The sequence below is a fragment of the Burkholderia sp. AU33423 genome, from assembly GCF_002223135.1.
In the GTDB taxonomy this organism is placed as follows: Bacteria; Pseudomonadota; Gammaproteobacteria; order Burkholderiales; family Burkholderiaceae; genus Burkholderia; species Burkholderia lata_D.
Window position 1 is genome coordinate 170,920 of the sequence record NZ_NKFH01000007.1, and the last position, 20,254, is coordinate 191,173.

Genomic DNA, 20,254 nt, shown 5'->3' on the forward strand with positions numbered 1-20,254 from the left:
CCGTTTCTCCGGGCTGGGTCTGCGGCTGCGCGCTTTCCATCTGCTTCTTTCCTGAAGCGCCAGATTTCCCCCGCATCACTGACCTGGCCCCGGTTGTCGACCGGCGCCTGAGTTCGTCTTTCTTCCGTCACCACTCCGCTCCGTCCCGGTCGCTCAACCGCCAAGGCTGTCGTTCGCCGTACCGCTTTGCCGTTGTGCCGCTTTCTTGCCGTTTTTACCGCTGTGCGTGCAGCCGGCTTCTGCCGACGATGGCTGCCGCGCCGCGCTTCACCGATAAACAGACCGAGGACCGAACATCATGATGCTGAAGAACCCCGCGACGAAGTACCGACCGTTCACGCCTGTCAACCTGCCCGACCGCACGTGGCCGTCGCGCACGATCACGAAGGCGCCGATCTGGATGAGCACCGACCTCCGCGACGGCAACCAGGCGCTGTTCGAGCCGATGGACGCCGCGCGCAAGATGCGGATGTTCAAGACGCTGGTCGCGATCGGTTTCAAGGAGATCGAGGTTGCGTTCCCGTCGGCGTCCGAGACCGACTTCAACTTCGTGCGCGAGCTGATCGAAGGCGGCCACATTCCCGACGACGTGACGATCGAAGTGCTCACGCAGGCGCGCGACGACCTGATCGAGCGCACGTTCGACTCGCTGCGCGGCGCGAAGCGCGCGATCGTGCACCTGTACAACGCGACCGCGCCGGAATTCCGCAAGATCGTGTTCGGCCTCGACCGCGACGGCGTGAAGACGCTCGCGGTGAACGCCGCGCGCACGATCAAGCGCTTCGCCGACACCGCGACCGACACGCATTTCACGCTGCAATACAGCCCGGAAACCTTCACGGCGACCGAACTCGATTTCGCGAAGGAAGTCTGCGACGCCGTGTTCGACGTGTGGCAGCCGACGCCCGAGCGCAAGTCGATCGTGAACCTGCCGGCCACCGTCGAAGTCGGCACGCCGAACTGCTACGCGGACCAGATCGAATGGATGCACCGCAACCTCGCGCGCCGCGACGCGCTGATCGTGTCCGTGCATCCGCACAACGACCGCGGCACCGCGGTCGCGGCGGCCGAACTCGCGGTGATGGCCGGCGCGGACCGGATCGAGGGCTGCCTGTTCGGCAACGGCGAGCGCACCGGTAACGTCGATCTCGTCACGCTCGCGCTGAACCTGTACTCGCAGGGCGTCGATCCGGGTCTCGATTTCTCGCAGATCAACGAAGTCGCGCGCACGGCCGAGGAATGCACGCAGTTGCCGATCCACCCGCGCCATCCGTATGTCGGCGACCTGGTGTTCACCGCGTTCTCCGGCTCGCACCAGGACGCGATCAAGAAGGGCTTCGCGGTGCAGCGCCCCGATGCCCTGTGGGAAATGCCGTACCTGCCGATCGATCCGAGCGATGTCGGCCGCACGTACGACTCGATCATTCGCGTGAACAGCCAGTCGGGCAAGGGCGGTATCGCTTACCTGCTCGAGCAGAGCTATGGCGTCGCGCTGCCGCGCCGCCTGCAGGTCGATTTCAGCGCGGCCGTGCAGCGCCTGACCGACGACAGTGGGCTCGAAGTGACGAGCGCGCAGATCTGGTCGCTGTTCCAGCAGGAATACGTCGAAGGCGATGCGCCGCTGCGTTATGTCGGCCATGAACTGACCGAGCGCGACGGCCGCGAGACGATCGTGCTGACCGCCGACGTGCACGGCGAGCGCCGCGTGCTGCGCGGTGAAGGCAATGGCCCGCTCGATGCGCTGATGCATGCGTTGCGTACGCCGCTGCGGATCCAGCACTACGAGGAGCGCGCGTTGTCGCAGGGTGCCGATGCGAAGGCGATTGCGATCGCCGAGCTGGCCGGCACGGGCGTGCGCGGCAGCGCGTTCGGCGTCGGCATCGATGCGAACCTGACGACCGCGTCGATCCGTGCGGTGATCAGCGGTATCAACCGTGCGTATGCGCGCGCGGACGAGGCGGCGCAGGCGACGTTTTTTGGGGTACAGCCGGCGGTGAAGGCTGTCGCGTAAGCGGGGGCCTGGCGGCCGCGCCGGGGGTGTCCGGCGCGGCTGCGTCGTCGTCCGTGCGGTTGCCGCCGCACGGTCCGGCGAGCGCGGCACGCAGTTCCGCCTTCATGAAATCCACCCACGCGCGCATCTTCGCGTCGAGATGCTTGCGCGACGGATACACCAGAAACACGCCCACGTCTTCAGCCCGATAGTCGGGCAGCACGTGCACCAGCGCGCCTGAACGCAGCCCGTCGTCCGCGACGAACGCCGGCAGCAGGCCGATTCCCGCCCCTTCCCGTACCGCGATCTCGAGCGATGCCGCGACGTCGGCCGTCATCGTCGGCTCGAACGCGACCGTTTCCGAATCCGCACCGCACGTCAGCGTCCATTCGCGCGCCGGGTAGGCGGGTGCGACCAGTTGCAGGCAGCGATGCCGCGCAAGCGCGCGCGGCGTGTCCGGCATTCCGTGCCGCGCGATATACGCGGGCGCAGCGCACAGCACGCTGCCGATCCGCCCGACGTCGATCGCGACCTGATCGGAACTCGGCAGGCTCGGCATCGCGATCACCGCGACGTCGTAGCTGTCGCGGATCAGGTCCGGCACCTGCGGCGCGAGCGTCAGGTCGACGCTGACGTCCGGATAGCGGGTCTGGAAGCGCGCGACGAGCGGAATCACGAAACGGTTCGCGATGCTGGCGCTGCAGTGCGCGCGCAGCCGGCCGTGCGGATGCAGCTGTGCGCCGCGCGCTTCGCGTTCGCTCGCATCGACGGCAAGCGTGATGTCGCGTGCCCGCGCGAGATAGCGTTCGCCGGCTTCGGTCAGGCACATCGAGCGCGTCGTGCGGTTCAGCAGCCGGATGCCGAGATGCGCTTCGAGCGACGCGATCGTGCGGCTGACCTGCGCGGTCGTAAGGTTGAGCCGCTTGCCGGTCTCGGTGAAAGTCCCCGCGTCGGCGAGCGTGACAAAAACCTGCATGCTTTGAATCAGATCCATCGGCGGGCGGGCGCGTGACGCCAGTGTCGTGCGATGCCGCTACTGTAGCGAGCGGGCTGTCGCGCCGCGCGCGCACGGCAGCGCTCGATCGTCGCGAAACGGACAGACCGGTTCAGCGTCGCGAGAAGTATTCGCTCGGCGGCACGCCGAGTGCCTTGCGGAACATCGCCGCGAACGCGCTGGGGCTGTCGTAGCCGTGTTCGAGCGCGAGTTCGAGGATCGGCGTGCCGGCGGCCAGGCGCGGCAGGCTCAGCAGCAGGCGCGCGTGGCGGCACCACGCACCGTGCGTCATGCCCGTTTCACGCTTGAAGGTGCGCGCGAGCGTGCGCTCGTTCATGTGCGCGTCGCGCGCCCACGACTGCAGCGTGACGACTGAAGACGGTTCGTTGATGAGCCGCGTGCACAGCGCGGCGAGCGCCGGATGCCGCGGCATCGGTACATGCAGCGACAGCAGCGGCGCGATCTCGATTTCGTCGAGGATCAGCGCGAGCACGCGGCCCGCGCGATGCGCGAGGTCGTAATCGGCCGGCAGTTCGCACGCGGTCACGATCAGCTCGCGCAGCAACGTGCCGACCTCGATCACGCGGCATTCGCGCGGCAGGCTCGGCCGCACTTCGTGCGCGACGAACACCGTGCGCATCTGCACGTCGCCGGCCATCCGGATCTCGTGCCGGGTGCCGCCCGGCACCCACACCGCGCGCCCCGTCGGCACGACCCAGCTGCCGGCATCCGCATGCACGATCATCACGCCGGAAATCGCGTGAATCAACTGGCCATGTCGATGCGAATGCGGTGGATACGCGCTGCCGGTCGCCGCGTCGGACGCGACGACGGCGATCTGCTTGTGCTTGTCCTTGCGCTCGAGCGCACTGAAAAATTGATCCACGTGTCCTTTTCTCGACGACGAATGCGCTTTGCGCGCGAGATCGACCGAATGGGTCGAAATTACCATAGGCCCATCGTTTGTTCGACAGCCATTGCACGATGCGCGCCTCGTCATTTCCTCCGGTTTCGTTCCGTTTGTCCGTTGCCATCGCGCTGCTGAGCGCCGCGACGCTTGCCGCCTGTTCGGTCGGCGATCCGTACCGTCCACCCGCGGCCGATGCGGCGCGCACGGCGCCGTTCGACGCGGCGGCCGACGCACCCGTCGCGTCCGGCGGCGCGTTGCCCGATCGCTGGTGGCAGCTGTTCGACGATCCGACGCTCGACGCACTCGTGCGCGAAGCGCTCGCGCAGAACCGCGATCTCGCGGTGGCTGCGGCACGTGTCGCGCGGGCGCGGGCCGTGCTCGACGAAGCGGGCGCCGCGCGGTTGCCCGATACGACAGCCGGCTTCGGCGTCGACTACGGCAAGCACGCGCCCGACCAGATCGTCGCGAGCGCGAAGGGCACCGATGCGCGGATGCGCTGGGGTTACTCGCCGTCGTTCGCGTTGTCGTGGGAAGTCGATCTGTGGGGGCGTGTCGGCCATCTCGTCGATGCCGCGCGTGCCGATTCGGAGGCCGTGCAGGCGGCGTCGGATGCGATGCGCGTCGCGGTGGCCGCCGAGACGACGGCCGCCTATGCGCAGGCATGCGCGTATGGCGAGCGGATCGACGTGGCCGAGCGCTCGGTCGCGATCGCCGAGCGCCTCGCCACGCTGACTGCACGGCAACGTGCGCACGGTCTCGTGTCCGATCTCGAAGTCGCGCGCTCGCGTGCATTTGCCGACGATACGCGCGCCGAACTGCCCGCGCTCGCAGGCGCACGCCGCGCCGCGTTGTATGAACTCGCCGTGCTGACCGGGCACGCACCCGGTGCGATTCCCGACGCGGCCGCGCGCTGCCACGCGACGCCGGCGCTGGCGCGACCGTTTCCGGTCGGCGACGGTGCCGCGCTGCTCCGGCGCCGGCCCGACCTGCGCGAAAGCGAGCGCCGGCTCGCCGCGTCGAACGCACGGATCGGCGTCGCGACGGCCGAGCTGTACCCGTCGATCGTGCTCGGCGGGTCGGTGAACTGGCTGTCGACGACCGGCGATCCGTCGTCGCTCGGCGACAAGTACGCGATCGCGTGGGGCGTCGGGCCGCTGATTACGTGGCGTTTTCCGAATCTCGCGGCGAGCCGCGCGCAACTCGCGCAGGCTCGCGCGGACGATACCGCCGCGCGCGCGTCGTTCGATGCGCAGGTGCTGCGCGCACTGAAGGAAACCGAGCAGGCGCTCGCCCGCTATGGCGCCGAGTGGCGTCGCAAGGCCGCACTCGACACCGCGCGCGCCGAGCACGCGCGCGCTTACCGGCTCGCCGAACTGAACTACGACGCGGGCGCGCTGGATTTTCTCGGCGTGCTCGACGCGCAGCGCAGCCTCGTCGCGGTCGATGCCGCACTGGCCGCGTCGACGCAGCAGGTCGCGCTCGATCAGGTGGCCGTCTTCAAGGCACTGGGGGGCGGCTGGCAGCCTTAGCCGGCCGTTCGTGAATCCGCACGTCCATTCGCACGCACACAACCATTCCGATTCCGATCATGAGCACCACAGCCGTACCCGAGAAATCCGCCCGTTTCGCGCGGCGCCACTGGATTGCCGCCGGCGCCTTCATCACCGTCATCGTGCTGGCCGGGTTCGGCTGGCGCTGGTGGACGGTCGGCCGCTTCATCGAGCATACCGACGATGCGTACGTGCGCGCCGATATCGTGACCGTCAGCCCGCGCGTGGCGGGCTATGTCGCACGCGTGGCGGTCGACGACAACCAGCCCGTGAAGCGTGGCGACGTGCTCGTCACGCTCGACGATCGCGACTATCGCGCGAAGCTCGACGATGCGCAGGCGGCTGTCGCCGCGGCCGAAGCGACGCTGCAGGCCGAGGAAGCCGCCGCCGCGACGCTCGACGCGCAGGTCGGCCAGCAGCGCAGCGTGATCGAGCAGGCGCAGGCCAATGCGGCGGCCGCGCGTGCCGAAGCCGCGCGGCGCGATGCCGATGCGGTGCGCTACCGGCAACTGCTTGCCGAATCGGCTGCCAGCGGGCAGCGCTGGGAACAGGCGCACGCCGATGCGCTGAAGGCGCGCGCGGAACTGGCCCGCGCGAGTGCGGCCGTGCGCGCGCAGGACGACCAGCAGACGGTGCTGCGCCGCCGCCGCGCGCAAAGCACGGCCGCGATCGAGCAGGCGCGTGCTCGGCTCGCGGCGTCCCGCGCGAAGCTCGCGCTGGCGCAGCTGGATCTCGAGCATACGGTGATCCGCGCGACCCGCGACGGCACGATCGGCCAGCGTGCGGTGCGCGCGGGCCAGTACGTCGAGGTCGGGATGCCGCTGCTCGCGGTCGTGCCGCTGCGCGACGTGTACGTCGTCGCGAACTTCAAGGAGACTCAGCTCGGCGCGATGCATGACGGGCAGCCGGTCGAGATCGACGTCGATACCTACTCGGGCCACACGCTGCATGGCCGCGTGCTCGGGCTCGCACCGGGCTCGGGTGCCGAATTCGCGCTGCTGCCGCCCGACAACGCGACCGGCAATTTCACGAAGATCGTGCAGCGCGTGCCGGTGAAGATCCGCCTCGATGCGCCGCCGTCGGGCCTCGTGCTGCGGCCCGGCATGTCGGTGATCGCGCGCGTCGATACGCGCGGCGCGCCGGGAGCCGGATCGTGACCGCCGCAACCGGGCAGGCTGCGCAGGCCGCGCACGACGAAACCGTTTCGCTGCGCGCGTGGGTCGCGGTGCTCGGCGGCGTGTTCGGCTGCTTCATGGCGGGGATGAACGTGCACGTGACGAACGCGTCGCTGCCCGACATTCGCGGGTCGTTGGGGGCGAGTTTCGAGGAAGGCTCGTGGATCTCGACCGCATACCTCGTGGCCGAGATCGTCGTGATTCCGCTCACCGGCTGGCTCGTGCAGGTGTTCTCCGCGCGCCGCGTGCTGCTCGTCGGCGCAACGGGGTTTCTTGCGTTTTCGATCGCGTGCTCGGTCGCGCCGACCATCTCGTCGATAATCGTCGCGCGCGCGTTGCAGGGCGCGTTCGGCGGCGTGCTGATTCCGCTGTCGTTCCAGTTGATCGTCACCGAGCTGCCACCGTCGAAGCATCCGCTCGGCATGGCGCTGTTCGCGGTGGCGAACAACGTCGCGCAGGCGGCCGGCCCGTCGCTCGGCGGCTGGCTCACCGACATGTATTCGTGGCGCTGGATCTTCTACCTGCAGATTCCGCCCGCGATCGCGCTGATCGCGGCGATCGCGTGGGCGATCCGCCCGGTGCCCGTCCAGTTGTCGAAGCTGCGCCAGGCCGACTGGTTCGGGATCGCGACCATGGCGCTCGGCCTCAGTGCGCTGCAGATCGTGCTGGAGGAAGGCGGGCGCAAGGACTGGTTCGCGTCCGACCTGATCGTCGAACTGTCGATCGTCGCGGCGGCGGGGCTCGTCGCGTTCGTCGCGATCGAGCTGCGGCGCAAGGAGCCGTTCATCAACCTGCGGCTGCTCGGCCGCTACAACTTCGGGATCGCGAGCCTGATGCAGTTCCTGTTCGGCGCGGTGGTGTTCGGCGTCGTGTTTCTCGTGCCGAACTACTTCGCCGAGCTGCACGGCTACAGCGCGCGCGACATCGGCCTCGCGATGATCCCGTACGGGCTCGTGCAGTTCGTGATGTCGTTCCTGACGCCGCCGCTGATGCGCCGCACGAGCCCGCGCGCGACGATCGTGCTCGGCTTCGCGCTCGTCGCGGCCGGTTGCCTGATGAACATTCACCTGACCGACGACGCGGCGTCGAACGTGATCGTGCCGTCGCTCGTCGTGCGCGGGATCGGGCAGTCGCTGGTCGTGATCGCGCTGTCGGTGATGGCCGTCGACGGGATCGAGAAGGCGCAGCTCGGTTCGGCCTCGGGCGTGTTCAACATGGTGCGCAACGTCGGCGGCGCGATCGGCATCGCGGTGGCGAGCCAGATCGTCGTCGAGCGGCAGAAGCTGCATGCGATGCAGATCGGCGAGGCCGTTTCGCCGTTTTCGGAAGCCTTTCAGGAACGCATGGCGATGCTGGCACGGCTGCTGTCGCGCGTGCACGTACCGCGTGCCGATGCGTTGCCGGGTGCGTCGACCGGCGGTGTGCACGAGCTGGCACTCGCGCTCCTGAACCAGCGCGTGATGCGCGAGGCGTTGCTGATGGCGTACAGCGATACGTTCCTCATCGCGGGTGTCGCGATGGTGGGGTGTACGGCGATGGCGTTCGTGTTGAAGGGGAAGAAGGTGTGATGGGGACGGATGGCCGATATCGGGCCTGACATAGCTGACAGGCGTCGAATTCCTGCAATGGGCGTATCGTTCATCCGGCTCAGGCGGGGCACCGGTCCGGCGGCGATTGCGCGATCCGTATGGTCAGGCACGACGCGTCCTGTCGGCCTGTCGTTCGTGGCGGCCGTGGCTTCACGATCGAACCCGCCCCGTGTTTCGGGCCGACCACGCTCCGTGGTCCTTGTCCATTCAACCGGCCCGCCGCCGGGCCCATCGCGAGGAAAGCGTCATGACGAAACCCGACACCCTGAAAGGCAACATCAAGGGCCAGGCCCAGGCCGCGGATCGCCACAACCTGGAGCGGCCGGACGGTGACAGCGCGCTGTGGGCGCGCAGCTTGACGACGCAGCGCGTGGCCGATTTGTTCCGGACCCTGCCGGGCCTGCCCGGCCACTGGATGCAGCTGCAGATGCAGGTCAACGCAGGGAATCACCATTTCTGCGGCGGCCAGACCGGCCATCAGACCACCGAAGAGGGCAAGGTGCTGATTCGCTGGATCGCCGATGCCGTGATCAAGGCGGCCGAGCGAGCCCAGTTCGATTTCAACTTGCAGCAGCTGCGTTTTACCGCCGACATGGGGTGGCTCAAGCTGCATCGGGTGGGCGGGCGCGTGCTGGTGCTGTCGCGTCCCTGAGCGAATCGGCGCGGGACACTCGACATTGGCGCAGGCCAGCCGGAAGGTCGACGAAGTGCTCGGACCAGTCTGATGGTGAAGCGGTGGGCGCTCCGCAACAATGAACGCCCGAAACCCTGGCGAAGCGGCGCAGGTCGGCCGGTACCCGCCATGCACCCACACCTACCGTCGAATCGCCGATGCCCACGCTCTGGATTTCATTGCTGCTCATCGCAACCGCGCTCGCTTGCGCGGCATCTGCATCCCTATCGGCCACCACTGGTCCGACGCGCTGGCCCACCGCTTCGCAACAGAAGCCACGCATCGGTGTGCAGGTAAAGATCCAGTCATTCACGGTGGACCATGCCCGGCGGATCCGCCAGACCGGATTCGATCTCGTGCGCTTCGGCGTGTGGACCGATCGCCTGGACCGCGACGACTACCGTCGGCAGGTCGACGAGGCGTTCGCGGCGGCCCGGTCGGCCCATCTGCCGGTGTTGCTCACCGTCCGCGCGCTTGCGCCATTCGGGCAAGCGGACGGAAAAAGTACCGGCAACGACCAGACGGCGATGCTTGCGGCTGCCGGCGCACGGCTTGCCGACACGGTCGTGCAACTGGCCGCGCAATATGAGCGCGAACTCGCGGACGTCGAAGTGTGGAACGAACCCGACCTGAGTCGTTACTGGCCCACCGGCGACGTGACGCGCACGTTCCCGCCATTCGCGGACGGGCTGTGCCGACGGCTCGCCGAACATCGACCTGCCACGCCGGTCGTCGGTTTCGGGTTCGCGCGGCCGCCGTCGCCCGGCAGCGTGCCCGATCGCTTGCTGGCGGGCATGCACGCGTCGGTGTCGGGCTGCCTCGCCGCCGTGTCGTACCACGCATACGGGATGACGCCCGCTCAGATCCGCGCGGCCGCGCACGATATCGACGTGCGCTGCGGTGTACCCGCGATCGTCACCGAAGACGGCGCAGCCTCGATGAACACCGATGGCGAGTCGCGCCAGGCGCAGCGCTTGCGCGCGCTGCTCGACGCACGTGGCGAACTCGATACGCCGCTGATTTCGGTCTACGAATGGGCCGACACCGCAAACGCGAGCGATGCCGCGCAGCGCAGTTACGGGCTCGTGCATGCGGACCGGTCGCCGAAGCCCGCGCTTGATGCCGTGCGGGAATCGCTGGGCGCGACGCCGTCTGCGCGGTAATCACGCCGGCCCACGTCGCACGCGGACCGACCACAGTACGATCGCGAACGGCGCGATGCTCGACAGGTGCCGCAGGTAGCTGCCGAGATCGGGTTCGAACAGCATCGACACGGCGACATGGCCCAGCAGCAGGCACGCCAGTAGCTCGCCGTGGCGGGCAAAGCCGATTGCCGGGACGTGCGCCGGCGGCACCGGCATACGTCGCCACGCGGCGCCGAGAAACAGCGCGATCAGTGCCTGCATCGCGAATCCTTTGGGATCGAACGAGAACAGCACCGGCAGGTTGAGGCGGACGAGCGAGTACGCGTGGTTGCCGACGAAATGAACGAACGAATCGGGCGGGAACGGGTTGTAGAAGCTCGTGCGCGCGCCGAACGGCGACGAATAGACGAGGTAGTCGACGGCGAGGTCGCGCGGCTGCTGAAGCAGCATGTAGACAGCGTTCGGCAACGCAATCAGCACGGCGACGGCCAGCAACGCACCGGCGATGCGCGGGAGCGTGGATGCCCGGCGAAACGCCCAGGCCGCCAGCGCGATCGCGAGGATCAGCGCGAAGTAGCTGCGGATCGTCGCCGCGTAGCCGAGATAGAGCACCCCGGCGATCAGCATCGGCCTGACCGTGCCGCGCAGGCGCACGGCCGCGAGCACCGCGATCGACATCGCGACGACGAGCGTGTCCTTGCTCGGGACGAACAGGTTGAAGAACAGGCACGGTGCGATCAGCGCGAGATAGGCGACCCCTTCGCCGAACCGCCGTGCGTGCCGCAACGCGATCGCGATCGTGGCGATGCCGAGCGCGACGACGAACACGGCGGTGCCTGCGTCACCGAGTGCCTGATAAAGCTTGCCGACCGCATCGAACGACGAGCCGTCGTAGGTCGAGCCGCCGCCGATCTGCGTCTGGATCTTGTCCGCGTCGCGGAAGATGAATTCCGGCAACAGCGCACGCGCGTTGGCATACACGCAGACATACAGCAGCGCGACGAGCGCGGCGACTGCATTGCGCAGGCCGCGGCTCAGCAGCGGGCCGCGGCCGATCACGTTACGCAGCACGGTCGGCTCCGGCTCGATCGCGGCCGGCATCGCGCTGCATGCGAACCGTGCGCGCACGGCTACCGACTATCTGGCATCGGGTGTGGTGTCGGTTGCGGTCGCGGCGCTCGTCGCGTTCGCGATCTGGCAGATCTACAGCCGCGCGACGACGCTCGTGCGCTACCTCGGCAGCGAGGGGACGAAAGTGGCGATGCGGGTGTCGGCGTTCCTGCTGCTGTGCGTGGGCGTGCAGATCATGCTGACGGGGCTGGCGGCGTTCGTGCAGACGCTGGGCGGGCAGGCGGGATGAGGAGGTGAAAGCGCTTTCGTGCGCGTCGTGCGGAAGGAAGCAGGGCCGAACCGGGAAGGGTTCGGCCCGTCGCGTTACAGCAATTTCGCCTGAATGCGCGCGATCCCCTGCTGCGCACACGCTTCATCGAGATGCCCACCCGGCGCACCGCCGACCCCGACCGCGCCGATTACTTCGTCGCCGGCCTTGATCGGCACGCCGCCGCCCAGCACCAGGAACCCGTCGATGGCCGTCATTTGCGCGGCGGCCGGGTTCTTTTGCAGGTTCGTGGCGAACGTGCTGGTCGGCGTCTTCGTCGACCGCGCCGTGTAGGCCTTGCGTGGCGACGCATCCACCGTATGCAGGCCGGCATGGTCGGCGCGCAGCATCGCGCGTGCAATGCCGCTGCGGTCGACGACGGTGACGGCCACGTTGTAGCCGCTGGCCAAGCAGGCCTGAACGGTCTGCTGCGCGATTTCGGTCGCGAGGTTCAGCGACAGGTCTTTTCCCGGAGGACTTGCGCGGAAGCGGCGGTGGTCAGCGTAGCGGCGACGAGCATCGCCAGGGTCGATCGAATGATCATGGGAACTCCTTATCGAAATGGCTGGAAAGCGAGCGGCGAATCCACGGTGCGCATCGCGTGTCGTGATGACCGGCGATGCAGCGACAGAACCGCTCGATGAGCCCAGTTTCGACCACGGAGAGCGGAAGCTGAATAGGACGGGGCTTATTTTGGATGCGGCGCATCGGCAGCGCCGCCGGCAGGCAGCGCGACACCGCAATGCGGGCAGCACGGCGCGTCGCCCGCGGCCGGCCGCGCGTTGGTGCGTGTGCGCTCCAGCGCCGACGCCACGAGTTCGGCACCCATGATCCCGGTGGGAAACGCGATGATTCCGTAGCCGAGCAGGATCGCGCACGACGTGATGAGCCGGCCGAGCGGCGTATGCGGCGTCAAGTCGCCGTAGCCGGTCGTGCTCATCGTCACGGCCGCCCAGTACACACCCACCGGAATACTTGTGATGCCGTTCTCCGGCCCTTCGACGAGAAAGATCACGGTGCCGAGAATCACCACCAGCACGAACATCCCGCCGATGAACACGAAGAACTTGCGCCGCGCGCGGGTCAGTGCGCGCATCAGCATCTGCCCTTCCTCGAGGTAGATCGACAGCCCGAGGATGCGGAACACGCGCAGCAGCCGGAGCAGCCGCACGTCGATCAGCGCATGCAGGCCGGGGAAGAAGAATGCGAGATAGGTGGGCAAGATCGACACGAGATCGACGATGCCGAAAAAGCTGCGTGCATATGCGGCCGGCTTCTTCGCGGTGCAAAGGCGCAGCAGGTACTCGGCCGAAAACAGCAGCGTGAACGCCCATTCGGCCGCATAGAGCGTGGGGCCGTACTGCGCGTGCAAGTCCTGCACGCTGTCGGCCATCACGACGAGCACGCTCGCGACAATCAGCACGAGCACCGCGATGTCGAGCTTGCGCAGGAACGAAGGACACCGCGCGACATGCGTGAGGGCCTCGCGCGCCGTATCGAAGGAGGACTGGATCAGCGAAATCATGTGCCGCAGTGTACGGACGGCATCTCGCCGGGCCAATCGGACCTGTCCGATATGAGCCTGTCTGAAGCCCGGTTCGTGCTCTGTTTATAGGGGTGCGTCGGAAACCATCAAGGTGGACGCAATGGCACGTCTCGAGTTGGCGCCGCTCAGCCTATCGGTGCCGTTCTAAGTCATTAATGCATGTGCTTCGCAGATCTGCACCGGGCTGTATCAGCGCTCATCGAGCGTAGTCCCGAGATGTTGTGTGCTGTGCCAGCTCAAAGCAACTGATGTACCTTGCGCGCACGGTATGAGACGGGCCGGAAAACCACGCGATGCCCCTCTAGGCCTGTTCGATCAGGAATCGCTCGCGCTTTTTCCCCTTGATCCAGCCGGGTTCGCGACCGCGGCCACTCCACGTCGCGCCTGTTTTGGGATCGCGATACCGGGCCGGGATACGGCGTTGCCCCACACGCGTGGCGGATGCGCTGCGCCGGCGCCCAAAGATCTGCTCGGCAGTCAGCGCGTATTCGGCCACACGCGCCCGAACTTCAGCCAGAACGACGTCAAGCTCAGCCAAGCGGGCCTGTTCTGCTTGTTGTCTGAGCTGTTCAGCTTGCGCCTTCAATTCGAGATACGTTGGCATCGAATCGACTCCTATCGGGTGAGCTCGCGTCGCCTCGCAATTGAAAAAACGGCTCGCTCGGCTGACTAGACCGGCTGGCGAAAGCGAGAGGGGTGTGTTCGCATGAATTGTCGCGGAAACCCCGACGCTTCTGACCTCCATAGTCTCCTAGTTGACGATGCGTCGTTCTGCAACAAACACTGCATTGGCGGACCGGCGAACGATATGCGACGACATCGCACATCGAATGCGTAGCGATTCAGCTGTTTTTTTGCGCGCGGTGTTACCGCTTTTGAATTGGTTGATCCTATTGCGGCTCAGTGCCGAGGGGATCATGGTCGCGAAGAGGTGGACGCATGGAACGCCCCGAGAAGGCTGACTACACGAACGAGCGGTGTTCGCCGCCGCCCGACGAACGCTCGTCGCTGCAAGCGCGGGTGCGGCGAGTAGAACAGGAAGTCGGTCGATTGCACAATCGCCTCGAACTGAAAACCCAGGAACTCGCCAAACTGACCCGTGTAATTGTCAATTCTTCGATCAGCCATTGCGACGTCGAGACGCGCTTGCAACGCGAGCTTCAGGCGATGTGTACGGGCATGGGCGACACCGCAATGCCAATGACCGATTTGCCCATACGAGCTGATTCAACCGGCAAGCTTGTCACGGTCGAATTGCCTTATACGACCACTATCTTGGGCGTCCTGTTCGAGAGCATGTTCACGTTTTGGGTCGATTGTGATCCTCGACGGCTGCCCAAATCGTCGACCGTGGCGCGCGCCATCGACGAGCGCCTTGGGTTTTCTGCTCAGGCCAATGGCGAAGCGTCACGCAGTGCTCAGGCCTATGCATCTGCGATTCGGCCGGACTGGGTGAAAGACGCGGATCGCCGACATCATCGCTCGGGCCCACGCATGTAGCAGGTTCGCGCCGAGTGGGCGTTTTCAAACCGGGGCGCGGTGCGACATCTCGCTGAGATGCGGCATCAGTTTCTGCTCGGACACGGAGTTCGGCACCGGCCAGCGGCCTGGATCAATGGCCGCTGGTTTCAGGTGGAGGCGATAACGTCGAAAGTCCCGCTCGCGTGTGACGGGCACCGAGCCATGTCACGGCACCCAGTAGCGCGTGAGCGTCGCACCCCAGGTTCGTGAACGTCGATCGGTTGATTTCGATTGCACCGATCAGGTAGGCTGGACGACCTGCGTTTTCGAGTGTGTTGACGAGTTTGAGCGCCAGACCGCAACGCTGGTAATGCCGTGCCACGGCACGTGTCATGGCACCGATGACGCATGTCGCGCCCAGTGACGCCGCGATTGCGAGAATCGATGGAAATAGCTGCATTCCAGTTGATGCGTGCGCCTTGGGGCTTATCCCCGAGCGGGCGGCAAACCGCGACAGTTCCCAGACCGTGGGTGCACACGGCAAGTCCAGAGTCGCTGAAGGCGCACACAGTGCCTGGAGCAAATACGGCTGTGTGGTCGGTATCAATCGTGCGCACCCGCAAATGTGCTGAGCCTGATCGACCGAGACAACGTGAATCGTACGACCGCGATCAAATTGATCCCATTCGGTCAGGCTGGTCGCGTCCGCTCCGGGTAACTGCCAACCCAGTCGACCTACAAATACGTCGTATCGGAACGCGCCAAGGCGTCGATGCATCGTGGTTGGCATGTCGTCGAGACTGCCAGCGAAGATGGATGGCACGGTTTTCCCCTCACGCAAAATAGCCGATGCCACGCTATCAAGCGCGAGAGGTGAGGTGAACTAGTTAGGTAGGGAGGTGCGATGCCGCTAAAGTTGACAGGACGCCGGTTGCGAGTCGCCCTCGCGATGCATGCGATTTGTGTGAGTACGCGCGGGCAAGCCCGAATGTGCTGATGGCGCCGCGAGTCCACGATGAGGCCCGGTCGATGGTGGGGCGGCCGGCAGGAACTGCCGTCGATGGTCCTGCTGGCCGCTTACACCTGGATCAAGCCGGTTGCGACGGCATGCACGGCTGCCGCGGTTCGACTGTTGATGCCCAGAATCTTCATTGCTTCGGCGATATGGTAGTCAACGGTATGAGGCGATATGCCGACAATGGCGGCGATCGCCCATGACGATTTACCCCGTGCGACCCAGGCAAGGCACTCTTGCTGGCGCGGAGAGAGTTGAAGTGTTGGCTCTGGCCGACGTGGCTTCATCAAACGATGAAGTTCTTGATGAAAGAGTGCGCCAATTAAGCTCGCGAGCCGCAGGTGGACTTCTGTCTTGATCTCCGGTGACGGACTGGCGAGATTCACCAGCAGGATGTCACCGTTGGCCTCGCGAAGCGGGATACTCACGCCACTGGTTAATCCCGCGTCGCGTGCCTCACCGAGCACGCGTTGCTCAATGCGATTCAAGCCTCTGATGTCGGCCCATCGATAGGGCGTGGCACGGGCAAACGCCATTCGATGGACCGGATCGACCGGACCGTAGTCTCGTTGCGCGTAATGCGCGACCCAATGATCCGGATAGCGCGCGCAAAGCGTCTCGACCGCCATTGCCCGGCCGTTCCCCGCGTGTCTTCGCGATACTCGGCTAATGGCAAAGCGTGGGAAGCCCAACGAAGCGGACACGTCACCGAACAACTTTAGCAAAGACGATAGGTCCACGGTATTGAGAAAGGCAGTGGCCAGCGGTGCCCATCGGCTGGCCAGGTTTATTGTTGAAGGCAGCGGTACGGTGGGTGGGTTACCCGCGCCGCGTTGACAGACTCGATCCACTGGGGCCCTCTCGCAGGAACTTCGCGCGCTGGCGCACGGTGCGGTGGCCGTGCGTGCGTCGTTTGGGATTGAAGTAGCACAATGCGTGGCGATTGAGGTGACGCTTGTTTTGTTACTGGTCGCTCGATGCGCCGTGCAAAAAAAGTGTAGTCGCTTGCCGCCATATCACAGCCATAAAAATGTAATGTTTTGATACATCGACCAACACACTCGCGTATATCGCGTCGATTCGCCGCTGCATGGCATGGGGCCGTGGGCTTCCAGGGCCGATCGGGTGTGGAGTGTGCGCATCTAATGAATCAGCAATGCGGCAGCTGAAAATCCTCCCACGCCCTGTGCATAGAGCACCAAGGGGGCGCCTGGCGCGAGTGGGCCGCAGTCGGCCAGGTTGATAAATGGATCGCTTACGGTGACGTGCGCGATACGGGAAAAATTGTGCGCGAAAAGGCGTTCGGGTGGCAGGCCCATCGATTGGACGAGACGCCGCCACGCAGGCTGATTCAGATGAGGCGGCAAGATGCGATAGAGCTCGGTGAGCGCAATGTGTGCATCCTGGGTGACTTGCGTGATGAGTTTGCGCGCGACGAGCTGGTACTGCGCAAGGAAACTCGCTTCGGCCTGCCCTAGCATTCCGCGCCAGCCGCGACCACTCGCGTGTGTGGCCAGTGCGACGAGGCGATTGGTGCGCGCACGGCGCTCGACCAACGCGGCGAATGCGCCGTCGCCCAGCAGCCCTGACGCGCCCATCGCGCGTTCGGTCTCCATAGGCATCAGGTCCGCCCCGACGAGCAGTACGCGATGGAGGGCGGGACGTGCGATGAACATTGCACGAATGATGCGCAACGCACCGAGCGAGGACGCGCAGTGTTGCTGGGCAAACGAGAACGACTGGACGCCTACAAGGCCAAAATGCTCGCATAGCTGCCGAGGCAAAGACGTTGGCGGCGGTGCGATGCTGCCCTGCAGCGTGTGAGTGTAGACCAGGCAGTCGATTGACTCGCGGGCGATTGGTGCATTGCGCAGCAGCGAGTCGACAGCTTGGATCGCGAGGCTGAAGGCACTTTGCCCGCGTGCCACGTGAAAATTGCGTACGCCGGCCTGCTCGAGCTTTGCCACCACAGCAGCGGGTTGACCGGTGCGACGTGCCCAGTGGCGAACGGAGTCGACATGTTCCGGAAGATGGTAGGCGACGCACGGGATGCCGATTGTGGTGTCTACCATGAGGAGTTCGCGCCAAGGGAGCGCGCGAGCACAGGCGCACTATGTGGGTCGAGTAGCGCGCAGCCTACATAGCCGCACGACGCGATATTCCATAGCAAGAGGGTGCCTTGCGATGGCAAGGTATGCGTCTGGACCATGCTCGTCAATTGTTCGATCGAATCCGCTGCACCGAGATTCGCATCGTGCGTGCGCACGCCTGCAAGCGAGGCGATGCCGAGTTTCTGCTGCAGTGCCGCTGCAAGCTCGTGCGTGTGGCTTTGTCCGACGGCGGTGACGTTGCACGGGGCAATCGCGTGTTTTGCGAGAAGCGCGGTGATCAATTGGAGCATCGTTTGAAGTAGATGTGAGTCAGGGGGCGCGTGGCGATGCGGCGAGTCGCCGCGTGGTGCCGGACAAGGGTGTGTTTGAGCGTCGATGAGGCGCAAGCCGCGCGTGCTCGCACCAAAGCGCTCCAGAAGGACGGCGGCGGCCGCGTCCCCTTGTAGTGGGACGATTCCATGATGGCGAGAAAACGGTGCCGCCCACTTCTCCGCGGCGGCAATCAGGATCGTACGCACGTCGGGTTCGGCGACGAACAGGTCCCGAGCCAGCCGCAAGGCCGTGAATGGGGCAGCGCTGCCCTGCTGCGAAATCGAGAAGGAGAAACAGGGGCTACCTGGAGCGCCTACCACGCTTGCCAGACGCCCCGCGGTCGTTGTCGAGACATGTTCGTCGACACTGCTGTGGCAAAAAATGACAACGTCAACCGGTGCGGCAGCGCGAGGCCGAGCGGCACAGATCGCCCGCGTGACGTATGCCGCAAGCCCCGACAAATCGGTGGTGTGGGCGACCGGCGCACGCAGGGACCTATCCCCCGGACCGATACGAGGCATTGCTGTCGGCCCGAACGGTGTCCATTCTGTGCGCCACAAGGTCATCCACGCATCCCAGCCGGCAAGCGGCCTCGTCGCGGTGGACTCCGTGGCCGATACCGAACCGTCGAGCTCCATGACGGGCGGCACGTAGGAGCACAGTGCGGTGACGACCGGGGACCTCATATTGGCGTCGGAACGCTTAGGTCGTGCGGGAGCAGGTCGTAGAGCAGACGCCCCATGCGTTGGCCGTCGATGAAATGGCAGTCGCGTTGCAAACCGATGAGGTGAAACCCCAAACGTGCGAGCAGTCGCTGTGATCGAACATTGCTTTGCGCCGCCCACGCGCCAATGCAATGCAGTTGATCGCGCTCGAAACCTTCTCGAAGCACCTGTCTCGAAGCTGCGAGTGTCATGTTCGCGCATGCGGCGCGCGTGGGGTCGCGTAGCACCCAGAAGGAGCCGAGACCAAACCGGTGAGTAACATCGCTGATCGCGACCAGTCCGCTTGGGCGGTTCGTGCCGTGTACGCCAAATACGCGTAGCCGATGTCGATCACTTTGCGCCATCGCCTGGACCGCGAGTATGGTAAGCGATTGTCGACCGAGTCCGAAGTCAAACCACTGCGCAATGGCCGGACGCGCAAACCAGTCGACGATATCGCGTATGTCGTCACGATTTGCTTCGCGCAGCCAGCACTCATATAGCGACATCGCGGATCTAGCCGAATGGGGTTCGCACGAGCGGCGATGGCGGGAGCAATCCTGCGCATTCATGTCGATGCGCCAGTGGTGGAGTCGAACGTATGTCGAGCCGTGAGCTGACCGAGCGCCGTATCGACACGCATGAGCAACATCGCGAACCAGTGACATGTCGTCAGGCGCGCAGCGGGCGGCAACCCTGAGACATAACCGTGCGCGCCGCAAAATTGAACAAGCTCGTGGGTGAGCTCCACGGATTCGGCTGCAATGTGACGGATCAGCTGACGCACGTGCGCAATCGATATGTTCGGCTCGACAAGCGTGAGCGCGTGCAAGAAAAGATGCGTGCCTTGCGTTGCAATGAGCATGTCGGCCAGCCGGGTGGCCACGCGCTGATGTAGCATGATCGGCTTGCGAAATACGCGTCGCTCGGCCCCGTAGCGCAGTGCAAATGCAACGTCGTGCTGCATGGCACCGCTGAGCAAGGCCGACAAGTACAGGGCGATGTTGGTGAGCCATGTCTGCGCGGGAGAGTCACTTTGCGCGCCACACTGATTGATCGTGGCGAGTGCGGCGGCGCACGGTGTGCCATTGCAGCGCCATTGCTCGAGTGAAAGGGCACCAAGCACAACGAGGCAACGGCGGCGTGCGTCAGCGCCCCCGTGGGTCGAGTCGATGAGGGCGAGGCTGCAGGCGTGCGGTGCGAGCATCAGCGGTGCAACGGGCGTGCAGTCTTGATCGTGCAGATGCCAGAGCGTGGCGGTGTGAAAATCTGGCACCGTAAGCGCAATCACGCGCGTGCCGTTAAAGTAGTCACCGATGGGGTGAGGCACGAGCACGTCGAGTGTGTCGTATGCGCGCAGCGTCATGAGCGCCGGAATGCTCTGAGTGAGTTGTACGGCGCGTTCAATCGGGCCACAGGCCAACGTGCTTACAATACCGCACAGATCGTGCTGGCCGATGGCCATACCACCTAAGGACGTCGGCAAAATCATGGTTCCCAGATCCAGCGAGCTTGCATGTGTGACGATACCGCGCCAGTCCGCTTGCGACGGCGGGGCAGCGAGTAAAGGCTCGAGCCAGTCTCGAGCGAAGCGTTGGCAGGCGGTGGCGAGTGCGCGCTGATCGGCAGATACGGCCCATGTGGGCGGCACCAGATCGGACGATGACGGTATGGGGTTGCGCATCATGGCTCTCTCCGTAT

The 20,254-nt window shown here is 65.5% G+C and carries 19 protein-coding genes and 1 pseudogene; 8 read left to right on the forward strand and 12 right to left on the reverse strand.

Translation table 11 applies throughout. The features are described from left to right. The first annotated feature begins 301 nt into the window (after positions 1–301). Positions 302–2,011, forward strand: a complete 1,710-nt coding sequence (gene leuA / locus CFB50_RS19100; RefSeq protein WP_179254248.1) for a 2-isopropylmalate synthase — start codon at positions 302–304, stop codon at positions 2,009–2,011. On the opposite strand, the gene CFB50_RS19105 is transcribed toward leuA, so the two are convergent. After that, entirely contained in the window at positions 1,929–2,984 is a 1,056-nt protein-coding gene (locus CFB50_RS19105; RefSeq protein ID WP_089446882.1) for a LysR family transcriptional regulator, read from the reverse strand. The genes leuA and CFB50_RS19105 overlap by 83 nt on opposite strands. 112 nt (positions 2,985–3,096) lie before the next feature. Next, positions 3,097–3,870: an AraC family transcriptional regulator gene (locus CFB50_RS19110; RefSeq protein WP_089448366.1), complete on the reverse strand. Its 774-nt coding sequence runs from the start codon at positions 3,868–3,870 to the stop codon at positions 3,097–3,099. Between the two features lie 134 nt (positions 3,871–4,004). Here CFB50_RS19110 and CFB50_RS19115 point away from each other — a divergent pair, with 134 nt between their 5' ends. From CFB50_RS19115 to CFB50_RS19135, 5 genes are all read left to right on the forward strand, one after another. Beyond that, a complete protein-coding gene (locus CFB50_RS19115; RefSeq protein WP_231937878.1) occupies positions 4,005–5,423 on the forward strand; it encodes an efflux transporter outer membrane subunit in 1,419 nt (472 codons plus the stop codon). Between the two features lie 59 nt (positions 5,424–5,482). After that, positions 5,483–6,601 carry an HlyD family secretion protein gene (locus tag CFB50_RS19120; RefSeq protein WP_069250534.1) on the forward strand — a complete coding sequence of 373 codons (1,119 nt, stop codon included), beginning with the start codon at positions 5,483–5,485 and terminating at the stop codon, positions 6,599–6,601. Next, positions 6,598–8,187, forward strand: coding sequence for a DHA2 family efflux MFS transporter permease subunit (locus CFB50_RS19125; RefSeq protein WP_069250535.1), 1,590 nt, complete (start codon positions 6,598–6,600; stop codon positions 8,185–8,187). Before CFB50_RS19120 ends, CFB50_RS19125 begins: the two co-directional genes overlap by 4 nt. Before the next feature lie 268 nt (positions 8,188–8,455). Then, positions 8,456–8,860, forward strand: coding sequence for a peptide ABC transporter ATPase (locus tag CFB50_RS19130; RefSeq protein ID WP_069250536.1), 405 nt, complete (start codon positions 8,456–8,458; stop codon positions 8,858–8,860). A gap of 335 nt (positions 8,861–9,195) precedes the next feature. After that, entirely contained in the window at positions 9,196–10,044 is an 849-nt protein-coding gene (locus CFB50_RS19135) for a beta-xylosidase (protein ID WP_235986601.1), read from the forward strand. Here CFB50_RS19135 and CFB50_RS19140 read toward each other — a convergent pair whose 3' ends face one another. After that, positions 10,045–11,097 carry a hypothetical protein gene (locus tag CFB50_RS19140; RefSeq protein WP_089446884.1) on the reverse strand — a complete coding sequence of 351 codons (1,053 nt, stop codon included), beginning with the start codon at positions 11,095–11,097 and terminating at the stop codon, positions 10,045–10,047. Between CFB50_RS19140 and CFB50_RS19145 the strand changes: the two are divergent. Then, positions 11,096–11,386 (forward strand): annotated as a pseudogene (locus tag CFB50_RS19145) (MarC family protein); the annotation flags it as partial. The gene CFB50_RS19140 and the pseudogene CFB50_RS19145 sit on opposite strands and share 2 nt — an antisense overlap. Positions 11,387–11,460: 74 nt before the next feature. Here the strand turns inward: CFB50_RS19145 and CFB50_RS19150 are convergent. The 3 genes from CFB50_RS19150 to CFB50_RS19160 all read right to left on the reverse strand — a co-directional run bounded on the left by CFB50_RS19150 (position 11,461) and on the right by CFB50_RS19160 (position 13,554). Further along, positions 11,461–12,159, reverse strand: coding sequence for a GlcG/HbpS family heme-binding protein (locus CFB50_RS19150; protein WP_306426989.1), 699 nt, complete (start codon positions 12,157–12,159; stop codon positions 11,461–11,463). Continuing rightward, positions 12,093–12,929, reverse strand: coding sequence for an ion transporter (locus CFB50_RS19155; protein ID WP_089446885.1), 837 nt, complete (start codon positions 12,927–12,929; stop codon positions 12,093–12,095). The genes CFB50_RS19150 and CFB50_RS19155 overlap by 67 nt, the downstream gene beginning before the upstream one ends. A 322-nt stretch (positions 12,930–13,251) precedes the next feature. After that, positions 13,252–13,554 carry an H-NS histone family protein gene (locus tag CFB50_RS19160; RefSeq protein ID WP_089446886.1) on the reverse strand — a complete coding sequence of 101 codons (303 nt, stop codon included), beginning with the start codon at positions 13,552–13,554 and terminating at the stop codon, positions 13,252–13,254. A 335-nt stretch (positions 13,555–13,889) separates the two neighbouring features. On the opposite strand from CFB50_RS19160, the gene CFB50_RS19165 reads away from it, so the two are divergent. After that, positions 13,890–14,450: a hypothetical protein gene (locus CFB50_RS19165; protein WP_089446887.1), complete on the forward strand. Its 561-nt coding sequence runs from the start codon at positions 13,890–13,892 to the stop codon at positions 14,448–14,450. Between the two features lie 112 nt (positions 14,451–14,562). Here the strand turns inward: CFB50_RS19165 and CFB50_RS19170 are convergent, their stop codons facing one another. From CFB50_RS19170 to CFB50_RS19195, 6 genes are all read right to left on the reverse strand, one after another. Further along, positions 14,563–15,201, reverse strand: coding sequence for an acyl-homoserine-lactone synthase (locus CFB50_RS19170; protein WP_306427284.1), 639 nt, complete (start codon positions 15,199–15,201; stop codon positions 14,563–14,565). Between the two features lie 287 nt (positions 15,202–15,488). Then, the gene (locus CFB50_RS19175) at positions 15,489–16,277 is read right to left on the reverse strand and encodes a LuxR family transcriptional regulator (protein ID WP_089446888.1); all 789 of its coding nucleotides are present in this window, start codon (positions 16,275–16,277) and stop codon (positions 15,489–15,491) included. A gap of 291 nt (positions 16,278–16,568) precedes the next feature. After that, entirely contained in the window at positions 16,569–17,498 is a 930-nt protein-coding gene (locus CFB50_RS19180; protein WP_089446889.1) for a 3-oxoacyl-ACP synthase, read from the reverse strand. Next, positions 17,492–18,487, reverse strand: coding sequence for a 3-oxoacyl-ACP synthase (locus tag CFB50_RS40050; protein ID WP_235986599.1), 996 nt, complete (start codon positions 18,485–18,487; stop codon positions 17,492–17,494). Before CFB50_RS40050 ends, CFB50_RS19180 begins: the two co-directional genes overlap by 7 nt. 44 nt (positions 18,488–18,531) lie before the next feature. After that, the gene (locus CFB50_RS19190) at positions 18,532–19,125 is read right to left on the reverse strand and encodes a GNAT family N-acetyltransferase (RefSeq protein ID WP_089446890.1); all 594 of its coding nucleotides are present in this window, start codon (positions 19,123–19,125) and stop codon (positions 18,532–18,534) included. Further along, complete coding sequence (locus CFB50_RS19195) at positions 19,122–20,240, reverse strand: acyl-CoA dehydrogenase family protein (protein WP_089446891.1); 1,119 nt, start codon at positions 20,238–20,240, stop codon at positions 19,122–19,124. The genes CFB50_RS19190 and CFB50_RS19195 overlap by 4 nt, the downstream gene beginning before the upstream one ends. Positions 20,241–20,254: the final 14 nt, after the last annotated feature.

Excerpts from the sequence above, each read along its gene's own strand:
- leuA (WP_179254248.1), top strand. The coding sequence starts at position 302 with ATGCTGAAGAACCCCGCGACGAAGTACCGACCGTTCACGCCTGTCAAC.
- CFB50_RS19105 (WP_089446882.1), bottom strand. The coding sequence starts at position 2,984 with ATGGATCTGATTCAAAGCATGCAGGTTTTTGTCACGCTCGCCGACGCG.
- CFB50_RS19120 (WP_069250534.1), top strand. The coding sequence starts at position 5,483 with ATGAGCACCACAGCCGTACCCGAGAAATCCGCCCGTTTCGCGCGGCGC.
- CFB50_RS19130 (WP_069250536.1), top strand. The coding sequence starts at position 8,456 with ATGACGAAACCCGACACCCTGAAAGGCAACATCAAGGGCCAGGCCCAG.
- CFB50_RS19155 (WP_089446885.1), bottom strand. The coding sequence starts at position 12,929 with ATGATTTCGCTGATCCAGTCCTCCTTCGATACGGCGCGCGAGGCCCTC.
- CFB50_RS19160 (WP_089446886.1), bottom strand. The coding sequence starts at position 13,554 with ATGCCAACGTATCTCGAATTGAAGGCGCAAGCTGAACAGCTCAGACAA.
- CFB50_RS19165 (WP_089446887.1), top strand. The coding sequence starts at position 13,890 with ATGGAACGCCCCGAGAAGGCTGACTACACGAACGAGCGGTGTTCGCCG.
- CFB50_RS19170 (WP_306427284.1), bottom strand. The coding sequence starts at position 15,201 with ATGCCAACCACGATGCATCGACGCCTTGGCGCGTTCCGATACGACGTA.
- CFB50_RS19180 (WP_089446889.1), bottom strand. The coding sequence starts at position 17,498 with ATGGTAGACACCACAATCGGCATCCCGTGCGTCGCCTACCATCTTCCG.
- CFB50_RS40050 (WP_235986599.1), bottom strand. The coding sequence starts at position 18,487 with ATGGAGCTCGACGGTTCGGTATCGGCCACGGAGTCCACCGCGACGAGG.
- CFB50_RS19190 (WP_089446890.1), bottom strand. The coding sequence starts at position 19,125 with ATGAATGCGCAGGATTGCTCCCGCCATCGCCGCTCGTGCGAACCCCAT.
- CFB50_RS19195 (WP_089446891.1), bottom strand. The coding sequence starts at position 20,240 with ATGATGCGCAACCCCATACCGTCATCGTCCGATCTGGTGCCGCCCACA.